Annotated in this window: 13 protein-coding genes; 10 read left to right on the top strand and 3 right to left on the bottom strand. The window is 72.0% G+C overall.

Translation table 11 applies throughout. The features are described 5' to 3' along the window. Positions 1 to 16: 16 nt before the first annotated feature. The 4 genes from ACFQW6_RS16480 to era are packed head-to-tail and all read left to right on the top strand — an operon-like array spanning position 17 to position 4,617. Positions 17 to 1,390 (top strand): FAD-binding oxidoreductase, encoded by a 1,374-nt coding sequence (locus ACFQW6_RS16480; RefSeq protein ID WP_378547695.1) that lies wholly within the window; start codon positions 17 to 19, stop codon positions 1,388 to 1,390. Beyond that, positions 1,387 to 2,691: a class I SAM-dependent methyltransferase gene (locus ACFQW6_RS16475; protein WP_378547692.1), complete on the top strand. Its 1,305-nt coding sequence runs from the start codon at positions 1,387 to 1,389 to the stop codon at positions 2,689 to 2,691. The genes ACFQW6_RS16480 and ACFQW6_RS16475 overlap by 4 nt, the downstream gene beginning before the upstream one ends. 20 nt (positions 2,692 to 2,711) lie before the next feature. Beyond that, positions 2,712 to 3,518: a siderophore-interacting protein gene (locus ACFQW6_RS16470; RefSeq protein WP_378547689.1), complete on the top strand. Its 807-nt coding sequence runs from the start codon at positions 2,712 to 2,714 to the stop codon at positions 3,516 to 3,518. Beyond that, a complete protein-coding gene (gene era, locus ACFQW6_RS16465; protein ID WP_378547686.1) occupies positions 3,511 to 4,617 on the top strand; it encodes a GTPase Era in 1,107 nt (368 codons plus the stop codon). The genes ACFQW6_RS16470 and era overlap by 8 nt, the downstream gene beginning before the upstream one ends. A gap of 2 nt (positions 4,618 to 4,619) precedes the next feature. Here era and ACFQW6_RS16460 read toward each other — a convergent pair whose 3' ends face one another. From ACFQW6_RS16460 to ACFQW6_RS16450, 3 genes are read right to left on the bottom strand one after another with little or no spacing between them, the layout of a single operon-like run. Further along, positions 4,620 to 5,558, bottom strand: a complete 939-nt coding sequence (locus tag ACFQW6_RS16460) for an L-lactate dehydrogenase (RefSeq protein ID WP_378547683.1) — start codon at positions 5,556 to 5,558, stop codon at positions 4,620 to 4,622. A 53-nt stretch (positions 5,559 to 5,611) separates the two neighbouring features. Next, on the bottom strand, positions 5,612 to 6,418 hold the full coding sequence (locus tag ACFQW6_RS16455) for a septum formation family protein (RefSeq protein WP_378547680.1): 807 nt from the start codon (positions 6,416 to 6,418) through the stop codon (positions 5,612 to 5,614). Further along, complete coding sequence (locus ACFQW6_RS16450) at positions 6,415 to 6,900, bottom strand: NAD(P)H-dependent oxidoreductase (RefSeq protein WP_378547677.1); 486 nt, start codon at positions 6,898 to 6,900, stop codon at positions 6,415 to 6,417. Before ACFQW6_RS16450 ends, ACFQW6_RS16455 begins: the two co-directional genes overlap by 4 nt. Before the next feature lie 46 nt (positions 6,901 to 6,946). Here ACFQW6_RS16450 and ACFQW6_RS16445 point away from each other — a divergent pair, with 46 nt between their 5' ends. The 6 genes from ACFQW6_RS16445 (at position 6,947) to ACFQW6_RS16420 (ending at position 12,427) form a co-directional block, all read left to right on the top strand. Then, positions 6,947 to 7,705 carry a class I SAM-dependent methyltransferase gene (locus ACFQW6_RS16445; RefSeq protein WP_378547674.1) on the top strand — a complete coding sequence of 253 codons (759 nt, stop codon included), beginning with the start codon at positions 6,947 to 6,949 and terminating at the stop codon, positions 7,703 to 7,705. Positions 7,706 to 7,874: 169 nt separating this feature from the next. Next, complete coding sequence (leuA, locus tag ACFQW6_RS16440; RefSeq protein WP_378547671.1) at positions 7,875 to 9,644, top strand: 2-isopropylmalate synthase; 1,770 nt, start codon at positions 7,875 to 7,877, stop codon at positions 9,642 to 9,644. Positions 9,645 to 9,669: 25 nt separating this feature from the next. Continuing rightward, positions 9,670 to 10,572 (top strand): alpha/beta fold hydrolase, encoded by a 903-nt coding sequence (locus ACFQW6_RS16435; RefSeq protein WP_378547668.1) that lies wholly within the window; start codon positions 9,670 to 9,672, stop codon positions 10,570 to 10,572. Between the two features lie 54 nt (positions 10,573 to 10,626). Then, complete coding sequence (gene recO / locus ACFQW6_RS16430) at positions 10,627 to 11,355, top strand: DNA repair protein RecO (protein WP_378547665.1); 729 nt, start codon at positions 10,627 to 10,629, stop codon at positions 11,353 to 11,355. A 72-nt stretch (positions 11,356 to 11,427) separates the two neighbouring features. Next, positions 11,428 to 12,033: a YdcF family protein gene (locus tag ACFQW6_RS16425; protein ID WP_378547662.1), complete on the top strand. Its 606-nt coding sequence runs from the start codon at positions 11,428 to 11,430 to the stop codon at positions 12,031 to 12,033. A gap of 73 nt (positions 12,034 to 12,106) precedes the next feature. Continuing rightward, on the top strand, positions 12,107 to 12,427 hold the full coding sequence (locus tag ACFQW6_RS16420; protein ID WP_378547659.1) for a hypothetical protein: 321 nt from the start codon (positions 12,107 to 12,109) through the stop codon (positions 12,425 to 12,427). Positions 12,428 to 12,906 lie beyond the last annotated feature (479 nt).

Raw genomic sequence — 12,906 nt, 5'->3', positions numbered from 1 at the left:
TCGCTAGCGTGGAGGCGTGCGAACGGCTGTTGGTCGCGAGCAGCATGCTGCCGGGGAGGCGAGGCTCAGGGAGTCCTACGCCGCCCTGCCGGCGGGTGCGCCCGTGCGACTGGCCAAGCGCACCAGCAACCTGTTCCGTGGCCGCTCGGCGTCAGGGGCCGGCCTCGACGTCTCCGGGCTGACGGGTGTCGTCGAGGTCGACGGCGACGTGGCCGAGGTGCAGGGGATGTGCACCTACGAGCACCTCGTCGAGGTGACCCTCGCGCACGGCCGGATCCCGTTGGTCGTGCCGCAGCTCAGGACGATCACGCTCGGCGGCGCGGTCAGCGGCCTGGGCATCGAGTCGACCAGCTTCCGCAGCGGCCTGCCGCACGAGTCGGTCCTCGAGATGGACGTGCTCACCGGGGCCGGCGAGGTCGTCACGACGAAGCCGGGCGACGAGCTCTTCGACGCCTTCCCCAACTCCTACGGCTCGCTCGGCTACGCCACCCGGCTCCGCATCGAGCTCGAGGAGGTGCCGGCGTACGTCGCGCTGCGGCACGTCCCGTTCGCCGACGCGCGGGCCCTGGCCGACGCCGTGACCCGCATCGTCGAGGAGGGCGCGTGGGACGGCGAGCGGGTCGACGGACTCGACGGTGTCGCCTTCGCCCCCGGGATGCTCCACCTCACCCTCGCCCGGTGGACCGACGAGCCGGGGCCGACGAGCGACTACGCCGGCCAGCAGGTCTACTACCGCTCGATCCAGCGACGGATGTCCGACCGGCTCACGATGCACGACTACCTCTGGCGCTGGGACACCGACTGGTTCTGGTGCTCGCGTGCCTTCGGCGCCCAGCACCCGCTCGTGCGGCGGGTCTGGCCGCGGCGACTGCGGCGCTCCGACGTCTACTGGAAGCTCGTCGCGCTCGACCGCCGCCTGAGCGTGGCCGACCGGCTCGACCGGCGCGCCGGTCGTCCTCAGGGGGAGCGCGTCGTCCAGGACGTCGAGGTCCCCGTCGAGCGGCTTCCCGAGTTCCTGACGTGGTTCGACCGGGAGATCGGCATGCGCCCGGTGTGGCTGTGCCCGCTGCGGCTGCGTCGCGGGGCGGACGGCTCCGGCGACCGGCCCTGGCCCGGCTACCCGCTCAGCGCCGCGACGACGTACGTCAACGTCGGGTTCTGGGGCATCGTCAACGTCGGACCCGACGCGCCCACGTCCCCGCGCAACCGGGCGATCGAGGCGAAGGTCTCCGAGCTCGGGGGTCACAAGAGCCTCTACTCCGAGGCGTTCTACGCGCGGGCGGAGTTCGACCGCCTCTACGGCGGCGACCACCTGGCCCGCGTCAAGGCCGCCCACGATCCAGACGGCCGGCTCACGTCCCTCTACGACAAGGTGGTGCAACGACGATGACCTTCCACACGGACCCGGGCTCGCGACCCCCACCGGCACGGCCGAGCATCGGCGACGCGATGGACCGGCTGGTGAGGGGCGGGCTGCCGCTGCACTTCACGGCGTACGACGGCAGCAGCGCCGGCCCGCCGGACGCCGACGTCGGGATGCAGCTGCGCAACGAGCGCGGGCTCGCGTACCTGATGACGGCGCCGGGCGACCTCGGCCTGGTGCGGGCCTACGTCAGCGGTGACCTCGAGCTCGCGGGGGTCCATCCCGGCGACCCCTACGACGCGCTCGTGCTCCTGAAGGACCACACGAAGTTCCGTGTGCCCACGCCGTCCGAGGCGGTGCGCATCGCCCGCAGCCTCGGCCTGGGGCACCTGCGGCCGCCCGCCCCGCCGCCCCAGGAGCACCTGCCCCGGTGGCGGCGCGCGGTGGAGGGGCTGCGGCACTCGATGACCCGCGACGCCGAGGTCATCTCCCACCACTACGACGTGTCCAACCGGTTCTACGAGCTGGTGCTCGGGCCGTCCATGGCCTACACCTGCGCGCTCTACGAGACGCCCGACATGACCCTCGAGGAGGCGCAGGCGGCGAAGTTCGAGCTCGTCTGCCGCAAGCTCGACCTCCAGCCCGGCCAGCGCCTGCTCGACGTCGGCTGCGGCTGGGGGACGATGGTCCGCCACGCCGCCCGCGAGCACGGCGTACGCGCGCTGGGCGTGACGCTGTCGCTGGAGCAGGCGCAGTGGGCCAAGGACGCCATCGACCGCGAGGGCCTCGGCGACCTCGCCGAGGTGCGCCACCTCGACTACCGCGACGTGGTCGACTCCGGCTTCGACGCCGTCAGCTCGATCGGGCTCACCGAGCACATCGGCGTGCGCAACTACCCCGCCTACTTCCGCCACCTCCGCGACCGCCTCAGGCCCGGCGGCCGGCTGCTCAACCACTCGATCACGCGGCGGCACAACCGCCGGACGGAGACGGGCCACTTCATCGACCGCTACGTCTTCCCCGACGGGGAGCTGATCGGCTCGGGCACGATCATCAGCGCTGCGCAGGACCAGGCCCTCGAGGTCCAGCACAGCGAGAACCTGCGCCTGCACTACGCCGCCACCCTGCGCGACTGGAACCGCAACCTCGTCGAGCACTGGGACGAGTGCGTGGCCGAGGTCGGCGAGGGGACGGCCCGCGTCTGGGGCCTCTACATCGCCGGCTCGCGCGTCGGCTTCGAGCGCGACGAGGTCGAGCTGCACCAGGTGCTCGCGACCCGCAACCACGACGACGGCCGCTCCGACTTCCCGATGCGTCCCGACTGGTGAGCCACCGATAACCTCAGTGGGTGAGCACCCGTGCAGCCCAGTTCCAGGCGACCGTCCGTCGCCGCGAACCGCTCTCGGACCACCTCGTCCGGCTCGTCCTCGACGACCTCGACGGCTTCACCTCGACCGGGATCGCCGACGAGTGGATCGGCCTCGTCGTGCCCGGGCAGTTCCAGAGCCGCTACTACACCGTGCGGTCGCTCCGGGACGGTGAGCTCACCCTCGACGTGGTGGTCCACGACGTCGGCCTGGTCACCGAGTGGGCCATGCGGGACTGCATCGGCGACACGGTGACGATCACCGAGCCCAAGGCGTCCTTCGACCCGCCCCCCGGGGCGTCCTGGCTGCTGCTCGTCGGCGACCTGACGGCCATGCCGGCGATGGCCCGCATCGCCGAGTCCCGTCCCGACCTGCCGACACACGTCATCGCGGAGGTGCCCGACGACCTGTCCGGCTACCTGCCTGCCGGCGTCGACGTCACCTGGCTGGCCCCGCCCGCACCCGGGCAGAGCGCGCTGGCCGAGGTGGTCGAGGGCATCGAGTGGCCCGAGGGCGAGGGCTACTTCTGGATGGCCGGCGAGTCCGCGCAGATGCGCGCGATCCGCAAGCACCTGATGCGCGAGGTCGGCCTGCCGACCAGCCACTACGACGTGATGGGCTACTGGCGCGCGACCGCCGCGCGGCAGCCGCGGGCGGTGGACCCGGGACCGATCTGGCGCGCGGGCAAGGCGGCAGGCAAGACTGACGAGCAGATCTGGGCCGACTACGACGCGGCCCAGACCGAGGCGGCACCGACCGAGCAGGCGAGGGAGGCCAGCGATGGCTGACGACGACGACCAGGACCTCGCGCAGGTCGAGGACCAGCTCGACGACCAGGACGACCAGGTGGACGACCAGGTGGACGACCAGGTGGACGACGAGGTGGACGACGAGGACGAGGACGACGACGAGCTGGACGACGACTTCGACCTGTCCGGGGTCGCGCCGGCGGGCGCCTTCTACCAGGCGCCGGAGGGCTACCGCAGCGGCTTCGCGTCGTTCGTCGGCCGGCCCAACGCGGGGAAGTCGACGCTGACCAACGCGCTCGTGGGCCAGAAGATCGTCATCACGTCGTCCAAGCCGCAGACCACCCGCAACGTGGTGCGCGGCATCGTCCACCGCGACGACGCGCAGCTGATCCTGGTCGACACCCCCGGCCTGCACCGCCCTCGCACCCTGCTGGGCGAGCGGCTCAACGACCTGGTGCGCACCACGTGGGCGGAGGTCGACGTGGTCGCCGTGTGCTTCCCCGCCAACGAGAAGATCGGGCCCGGCGACCGCTATCTCGTCGGCGAGCTCGCCAAGGTGCGGCGTACGACCCGCATCGCGGTCGCGACCAAGACCGACCTCGTCACCCCGGAGCAGCTGGGCCAGCACCTGCTCGACATCCAGGCGCTGGGGCAGGAGACCTCGACCGAGTGGGCCGAGATCGTCCCGGTGTCCGCGGTGTCCGGCGACCAGGTGCAGCTGCTGGCCGACCTGCTCGTCGGTCAGCTGCCGGAGGGTCCGCCGCTCTACCCCGACGGCGACCTCACCGACGCACCCGAGGAGGCGCTGGCCGCCGACCTCATCCGCGAGGCCGCCCTGGAGGGCGTGCGTGACGAGCTGCCACACTCGATCGCCGTGGTGGTCGAGGAGATGGGCCTGCGCGAGGGGCGTCCCGACGACAAGCCGCTGCTCGACATCGTGGCCAACCTCTACGTCGAGCGCGACTCCCAGAAGGGCATCATGATCGGCCACAAGGGCTCGCGCCTGCGCTCGGTCGGCACGGCCGCGCGCCAGCAGATCGAGGCGCTGCTCGGCACCCCGGTCTACCTCGACCTCCAGGTCAAGATCGCCAAGGACTGGCAGCGCGACCCGCGTCAGCTGCGCAAGCTCGGCTTCTGAGGCTAGAGGCCCAGGCTCCGGGCGGTCGAGCGAACGGCGTCCGCCGACGCCGCAAGCCGGGTTCGCTCGTCCGCATCGAGGGGGGTGGCGAGCACGCGCTCGACCCCGGACCGCCCGACGACCGAGGGCATCGAGAGGCACACCCCTGAGAGCCCGTGGATCCCGTCGAGGCGCGAGGTGACCGGCAGGACGCGGTGCTCGTCGTGGAGGACCGCTTGGAGCACCCGGGACACCGACAGCCCGATCGCCAGGCTGGTGGCGCCCTTGCCCGCGATGATCTCGTACGCCGCGGTGACCACCCGCTCGTGGATCCGGGCGCGGGCCTCGGCATCGAGACGGCCGACGCCCTCGGACTCCCAGTCCTCCACCGGCACACCGCCGATCGTGGCGGTGGACCACAGCGGCACCTCGGAGTCGCCGTGCTCGCCCGCGATGTAGGCGTGGACGTTCTGCACGGCCACACGGGTGTGCTCGGCGATGAGGAACCGCAGCCGTGAGGAGTCCAGGACCGTGCCGGACCCGAACACGCGGTGAGCAGGCAGCTCGGAGAACTCGAGGGCGGCCATCGTCACCACGTCGACCGGGTTGGTCACGACGACGAGCAGCGCATCTGGAGCCAGCGCGACGAGCGCCGGCACGAGCTCGCGGCACATCGCGACGTTTGCGGCGGCCAGGTCGAGCCGGCTCTGGCCGGGGTGCTGCTTGGCACCGGCCGTGATGACGACGACGTCCGCGCCCGTGCAGACGGCGAGGTCGTCGCTGCCGGTGATCTCGGCCATCGGCGTGAACTGCATCCCGTGGTTGAGGTCGAGCGTCTCGGCCCTCACCTTCTGGGCGTTCAGGTCGAACAGCGCGATCTGGCGGCACACGCCGCGGATCTGGGCGGCGTAGGCGATGGCCGTTCCCACGGCGCCGGCACCGACGATCGCAACCTTGGACATGGAGCCACTGTGTCAGGCCCGCGCCACCGCGGCGAGCCAGACGTCCGGACGGATCAGGCCGGCACCCAGCAGATCCCGTAGCGCTGGCCGGCGGCCCACTGCTCGCGCGTCGGGCTCTCCTGCGACCACATGAGGTCCAGATCGTCCGTGGCGTCCGCCGCGACGTCGCGGCAGACCTGGTCCATCCGGGCGGCCACCGCGCCGCGGGTGGGCAGCCTGCGGCCCGGGATGTCGACGGTCGCCACCGCACGCCACGTGTGCTTCGCGCCGCACCCCACCCGCCGGAACCCGCGGGTGCCGGGCGCGGCGGTCGCGCACATCAACGGACCGTCCCATCCCTTCGTCCGGCGCGGGAGCCGCAGCAGCGCGCCCGGCGACGCCACGGCCACGATGTCGCAGCGGAACCAGTCGGCCCCGGCCTCCGCGCGCGCCTGGCTCGGGCCGAACCAGACGGCCCGCACCATGCTCAGCCTCAGCTCGCGCGGCGTACGTCCGAGGTGCCGGGGGAGCCGGGTGGTGCAGGCGCGGCTCATCTGCCGCTGTGCGGCCTGCGAGTCCACGCGCCGGGTGAAGCCGGACTTGGTGGTGAGGTCGAGCCGGCCGACGAAGTAGGTCTGCGCCGTGTGCGGGCGACGGCACGCTACCGGCGCTGTGCGGCCCACCACGGCGACCGCCTGGCGCATCGACAGGGCGTGGCACTCACCCACCTCCGGCGTCGGTCCAGGGTCCGGTGCCGGGGCCTCGGTCGGGGTGGAGGTCGCGGAGGGCGACGGCTTCGTGTCGTCGGCCGGGGCGTCGGTGGGCGACGTGCAGCCCGACAGCACGACGGCCGCGGCGAGGGCCGCGAGGAGCCGCCTCATCCCATCACCAGCGCGGCGAGCGTCCCGCCCAGCTCGTACGCCGACTCGCGCTCCGGCTCGCCCACGTCGCCGAGCACCTCGAGGACCGGTGCGCTCTGCCGCCAGCCGAGCGCACCCACGATCGACTGCACCGAGCGCACGGCCCCCGTCGTGTCGTAGCGCCCGTGCACGTAGAGCCCGAACGGCTTCCGGCCGCCCTCCACCGTCGCGGCCGAGCCGTCGTCGGTGAGGGCGCCGCCCGCCTGGAGGAAGATCGAGTCGAAGAAGTGCTTGAGGGCCCCGCTCATGTAGCCGAAGTTCGCCGGCGTCCCGAGCACGTAGCCGTCCGCGGCCAGCACGTCGTCCGCGTCGGCCTCGAGGGCTGCCCGGACGACCACGTCCACGTCGGTGATCGCGTCGTCCGACGCGCCGGCGACGACCGCCTCGGTCAGCGTGGCCACCGACGGCGTCGGCGAGTGGTGGACGATGAGCAGGCGCGGCACGGAGCCGAGGCTACTCACGGGCCTGCGAGCGGCGTACGGTCGGCGCGTGAGCTTCGAGGTGGCGGGTGAGGCGTACGACCGGTTCATGGGCCGCTACTCGGGTCCCCTGGCCGCCCGCTTCGCCGACTGGATCGAGGTGTCGTCCGGCCAGCGGGCGATCGACGTCGGCTGCGGCCCGGGCGCGTTGACAGGCGTGCTCGTCGAGCGCCTCGGCGCCGACAGTGTGCACGCCGTCGACCCGTCGGCGCCGTTCGTCGACGCGTGCCGCCAGCGGTTCCCCGGAGCGGATGTCCGGCAGGGCGTGGCGGAGGCGCTGCCCTTCGACGACGACGAGTTCGACGTCGCAGGGGCGTGCCTCGTCGTGCACTTCATGACCGACCCGGTCGCCGGCGTCGGCGAGATGAGGCGAGTGACCCGGGCCGGCGGGTGGGTGGGCGCGACCGTGTGGGACCTCGTCGACCACCGCACGCCGATGTCCGTCATCGGGGAGGTCCTCTCCGAGCTGGTGCCGGAGCAGGACGCCGACGAGGGGGTCCCGGTGGGCTCGGCGCGTGGCCTCGAAGGAGTGCTCGACGCGGCGGGCCTGTCCGACATCGAGGTCGTGGAGATGGCCGTCACGGTCGTCCACCCGACCTTCAAGGAGTGGTGGGAGCCGTTCCAGCACGGCGTCGGTCCCATCGGAGAGACCATCGCGGCCCTGGACCCGGGCGTCCGTGGCTCCCTCGAGGAGGCGCTCCGTGCCCGGCTCGGGCAGGGGCCCTTCGAGAGGACCGGGACGGCCTTCGCCGGCCGCGGACGGGCGTGAGGTGTCTCAGTCCGCGGGAGGCGCGGGACGGGGCGCGCGGTCCGGGACTAGTCTGGTGCCCGTCATGATGCGCAGCCTCCTCCTTCGCCGCCGCAGCGAGGCCTGACCCGGCCCCCTCGTTGCGGAGTGTGGCGCGTGCCGGTCGCCCCTTCCGCAGACCGAGGAACTCATGACCAACCTGAGCAACACCGCCAACCAGCAGGGCACGAGCCCGATGCCGTTCGCCCGCTACACGCCGTTCGTGCCCGTCGACGTGCCCGACCGCACCTGGCCGACCAGGAAGGTCGAGAAGGCGCCGCGCTGGCTGTCCACCGACCTGCGCGACGGCAACCAGGCGCTCATCGACCCGATGACACCGGCCCGCAAGCTCACGATGTTCGAGCTGCTGGTGTCCATGGGCTACAAGGAGATCGAGGTCGGCTTCCCCAGCGCCAGCCAGACCGACTTCGACTTCGTGCGCAAGCTCATCGACGAGGACCGCATCCCCGACGACGTACAGATCTCGGTGCTGACGCAGGCCCGTGAGGACCTGATCGAGCGCACCGTCGACTCGCTGGTGGGCGCCCCGCGCGCCACCGTGCACCTCTACAACGCCACGGCCCCGCTGTTCCAGCGCGTCGTCTTCAACGTCACCCCCGACGAGTGCCGCAACATCGCGGTCCGCGGCACCGAGATGGTGATGAAGTACGCCGAGGAGAGGCTCGGCCGCCTCGTCGGCAGCGAGGACTTCGGCTACCAGTACAGCCCGGAGATCTTCACCCAGTCCGACACCGACTTCGCGCTGAGCGTGTGCGAGGCGGTCTCCGACGTGTGGCAGCCCGAGCCCGGCCGCGAGATCATCCTCAACCTGCCCGCCACGGTCGAGATGTCGACGCCCAACACCTACGCCGACCAGATCGAGTACTTCGGGCGCGGCCTGACCCGCCGCGAGCACTCGGCGATCAGCCTGCACCCGCACAACGACCGCGGCACCGCGGTCGCCGCCACCGAGCTGGGGTTGATGGCCGGCGCCGACCGCGTGGAGGGCTGCCTGTTCGGCCACGGCGAGCGCACCGGCAACGTCGACCTGGTGACCCTGGCGATGAACCTCTTCAGCCAGGGCATCGACCCGCAGGTCGACCTCGGCGACATCGACGAGGTGCGTCGCACGGTCGAGTACTGCACCAACCTGCCGGTCCACCCGCGCCACCCCTACGCGGGCGACCTCGTCTACACCGCCTTCTCCGGCTCCCACCAGGACGCCATCAAGAAGGGCCTGGAGGACCTCGAGAAGAAGGCCACGGCCCTCGGCGTCCCGGTCGGCGAGCTGCCCTGGGAGGCGCCGTACCTGCCGATCGACCCGAAGGACGTCGGCCGCACCTACGAGGCGGTCATCCGGGTCAACAGCCAGTCCGGCAAGGGCGGCGTGGCCTACGTCCTCAAGTCCGAGCACAAGCTGGACCTGCCGCGTCGCGCGCAGATCGAGTTCAGCCGTGTCGTCCAGCAGCGCACCGACACCGAGGGCGGCGAGATCACGCCCGAGGAGATCTGGTCGGTCTTCCGCGCGGAGTACCTCGACCGGGAGACGCCGCTCAAGCTCAACTCGGTCCACACCTCGAGCGCGGCGGGGGAGAAGGACCAGCTCACCGTCGGTGTCTACGTCGACGGCGTACGTCGCGAGCTGACCGGCGCCGGCAACGGCCCGATCAACGCCTTCACCAACGCGCTCAACGAGCTCGTCGACGCCGAGCAGGCGGCGGGCAACCCGGCCTACGCCGCGCGCGGAGAGGTCCGGGTCCTCGACTACCACGAGCACGCGCTGTCGTCCGGTGGCGACGCCATCGCGGCGGCGTACGTCGAGTGTGCGGTCGGCGAGAAGGTGCTGTGGGGCGTGGGGCTCGACGCCAACATCGTCACCGCGTCGCTGAAGGCGGTCATCAGCGCGGTCAACCGCGGCTGAGCGCCGGCACCGCTACATTCGGTCCATGTTGGTCAGCGAGCGGATCGGACAGTTCTTCGTCGAGTCCGACGGTGGGCGCGACCGGCTCGAGTACACCGAGTACGGCTCGGGCGACGACTGGGTCGTGCTGCTGCACGGCCTGCTGATGCCACGCCGCATGCAGCAGCCGCTCGCCCGCGCGATGGCCGCGCAGGGGCTGCACGTGGTGACCCTGGACCTGCTGGGGCACGGTCGCTCGGACCAGCCGGCCGACCCGCTGGTCTACTCGATGACGTCGTTCGGCGAGCAGGTCGTCGCGCTGCTCGACCACCTCGGGGCGGAGCAGGCCGTCATCGGCGGCACGTCGCTGGGCGCCAACGTCGCCCTGGAGGTGGCGGTCATCGCGCCGGAGCGGGTCAAGGGCCTGATCGTGGAGATGCCGGTGCTCAACAACGCGCTGGTCGCCGGGATCCTCGCGTTCGTCCCGATCATGCTCGCCGCCCGCTACCTGCCGGTCACGGCCAACACCCTGCAGCGCCTCTCGCGGTCCGTGCCTCGCGGGATCGTCCCGTTCTGGGCCGGCATCGCGCTCGACACCGTCGACCACCGCGCCGAGTCCATCGCCTCGGTGCTGCACGGGGTGATCTTCGGGCGTCTAGCCCCCTCGCGCAGCCAGCGTCGCCGCATCCAGGCCCCGGTCTTCCTCGTCGGCCACCCGATCGACCCGATCCACCCCTTCGTCGACGCCGACATGCTGGCCGCGGAGCTGCCCAACGTCCGGCTCGAGCGGGCCACCTCGATCCTCGAGTGGCGGTTCCGGCCGGAGCGGCTGACGGCCGCCGCCGCCGACTTCGCCCTGGAGTGCTGGCAGGAGCACCCCGCCACGACCAAGGCCGGCCCCCAAGCCAGGACAAGGGCTGCGACGAAGGCCCGGGCCCGGAAACGCTGACGCCGCACCCCGCCCGTACGGTGGTGCGCGGCCTCGGTGGGGGAGAATGTCCTCGTGCCCCTGTACCGCGACGAGGCCGTCGTGCTCCGCACCCACAAGCTGGGCGAGGCCGACCGCATCATCACCCTGCTGACGCGTCAGCACGGGCGCGTGCGCGCGGTCGCCAAGGGGGTGCGGCGGACGACGTCGCGCTGGGGCTCGCGCCTCGAGCCGTTCAACCACGTCGACCTCCAGCTCGCCGAGGGGCGCAGCCTCGACGTGATCACGCAGGCCGAGACGCTCGACCCGTTCCACGCGCGGCTGGGGCTCGACTACGACCGCTACACCGCCGGCACCGTGATGCTCGAGACCGCCGAGCGCCTCGTCACCGAGGAGAAGGAGCCCGCGGTCCAGCAGTTCCTGCTGCTCGTCGGCGGCCTGCGGGCCATGTCCGGTGCCGAGCACCCCGCCAAGCAGGTCCTCGACTCCTACCTGCTCCGCTCGCTCGCTGTCGCGGGCTACGCGCCGTCGTTCGACCACTGCGTGCAGTGCGGGGTCGAGGGTCCCCACCGCTTCTTCAACCCGTCGGCCGGCGGCGTCCTGTGCGCCTCCGACAAGCTGCCGGGCTCGGCGACCCCCGCCGGGGAGACCGTCCTCCTGCTCGGGGCCCTCCTCGTCGGCGACTGGCCCGTCGTCCACGCCGCCGAGCCGCGCCACCTGCGCGAGGCCAGCAACCTCGTCTCGGCCTACCTCGCCTGGCACCTCGAGCGCGGCCTGCGCTCGATGGCGTACGTCGAGCGCTGACGCCGCGCTGTGTCGGACGGCGCTCTAGGCCACTCCGGGGTTGTCCCTCGGGGACGCATCGCGGTGCACGCCGTGTGGGTCTGTGTCGTCGCGGTCGCCTGGGGCGAGTGGCAGCACCACCGGTGGTCCCGGGCCCTGGTGGGTCAGTCGTCCGGGCACTCCGAGGCGATCGTGGTCCTGGGTTACCGCAACCGTCGTGCCCGCGCGAACGCAGTCAACCGGTGGCGCGTGCGTGCCGCCCTCCGGTCGGTGGAGATTGGGAAGGAGACGGTTTTGGTCCTCAGCGGCGGGCCGGTCGGATCACAGGTGCCGGAGGCACGGGTGATGGAGTCATACGTCCGCGAGCTCGGCTACACCGGCCGGGTCGTGGCGGAGGAGGACAGCAGGTCGACCTGGGAGAACATCGCCAGCGTGGTGCCACTGGTCGAGTCAGCGGACACCATCAAGGTCATCTCCCAGCCGGCGCACGGGCTCAAGGCGCGGGCGTACCTGCGGCGGCAGCGGCCCGACCTCGCCGCTCGTCTCGTCCGCGGTCGCGACCATGCCGTCGGCGAGTGGTTGCTGCTCAAGCCCGTGCTCGCGGCCCACGGTCTCGTGAGCCTGCGCTCGATCCCAGCGTCAGAGCGCTCAGTCGTGTTTGAGAGGGAGCCTCCCGCGTTAGTGGGTGCGGCTCCATGACGGCGCCCCGGTGCGGTCGCCTGACCGGCGGAGACCCGCCGATAGGGTCAAGCGTGCGCACAGGAGACCGGCCATGACCGAGCGGTCGATCGATCAGGCGGTCAAGCGCGCCGAGAGCCGCCAGCTGCTCCGCAGCGCGGTGCCGCTGATCGCCGCGGGTGTGGGTGTGGCCGGCCTCTACGCGAGCTTCGCCGCGACGAGCGACCTTGCGGTCTTCTGGATCGGCGTCGCTCTCGGGCTGCTCGGCAGCGCTCTCGCGGCGATCGGCTACTGGCGCCGGCTCAAGGAGATCCGCAGTCCCCGCCCCTCGACGGGGAGGCACTACGCGTGGCTGTTCGCCGGCTGGACCTGCGTCATCGCCGGGCTGCTCATCCCGCCGTACGCCTTGTCGTAGGCGCGATTCCGCCGTACGCCTTGTCGTAGGGCGTCACGGCGCATCAGCGACGTGCCGGTAGCCCCGCCCTTCAGTGCTCGGGCGGGGTGTGGGGCTGGGTCATGGTCGGCGTGGGTGCGGTATGTCGGGCGGGTCGGGCCGCTCCGTATGGTCAATCGTGGTGGTGCCGTGGCGGTCGCGTCGGTAGCAGTGGCCGTGCGGAGAGGTCCACTCAAACACCGCGGGCTCGGTCATCCGGTAGCGCCAGGCGGTGTGGGTCTTGAGGCGGTGGTGGAACCGGCACAGGGCGGCGAGGTTGTCGGTCCGCGTGGGGCCCGGTTGTGGTCGACCTTCGGCTTCGGCGGCGTGGTCGTACTCGGTGACGTGGTCGATGTCGCAGCCGCGGGCCGGTCGGGTGCACCACGGGAACACACACGTGCGGCGGAATCTAGGTAGTCACGCAACACCGGATGTGTTCGTGGTCTGGGACAGTATCTCCT

The sequence above is a fragment of the Nocardioides sp. GCM10028917 genome, from assembly GCF_042666175.1.
GTDB lineage: Bacteria > Actinomycetota > Actinomycetes > Propionibacteriales > Nocardioidaceae > Nocardioides.
The sequence above is the reverse complement of the archived record's forward strand: the minus strand, read 5'-3'. Positions and strand labels throughout refer to the sequence as shown.

Excerpts from the sequence above, each read along its gene's own strand:
- era (WP_378547686.1), top strand. The coding sequence starts at position 3,511 with ATGGCTGACGACGACGACCAGGACCTCGCGCAGGTCGAGGACCAGCTC.
- ACFQW6_RS16475 (WP_378547692.1), top strand. The coding sequence starts at position 1,387 with ATGACCTTCCACACGGACCCGGGCTCGCGACCCCCACCGGCACGGCCG.
- ACFQW6_RS16420 (WP_378547659.1), top strand. The coding sequence starts at position 12,107 with ATGACCGAGCGGTCGATCGATCAGGCGGTCAAGCGCGCCGAGAGCCGC.
- ACFQW6_RS16460 (WP_378547683.1), bottom strand. The coding sequence starts at position 5,558 with ATGTCCAAGGTTGCGATCGTCGGTGCCGGCGCCGTGGGAACGGCCATC.
- leuA (WP_378547671.1), top strand. The coding sequence starts at position 7,875 with ATGACCAACCTGAGCAACACCGCCAACCAGCAGGGCACGAGCCCGATG.
- ACFQW6_RS16455 (WP_378547680.1), bottom strand. The coding sequence starts at position 6,418 with ATGAGGCGGCTCCTCGCGGCCCTCGCCGCGGCCGTCGTGCTGTCGGGC.
- ACFQW6_RS16435 (WP_378547668.1), top strand. The coding sequence starts at position 9,670 with ATGTTGGTCAGCGAGCGGATCGGACAGTTCTTCGTCGAGTCCGACGGT.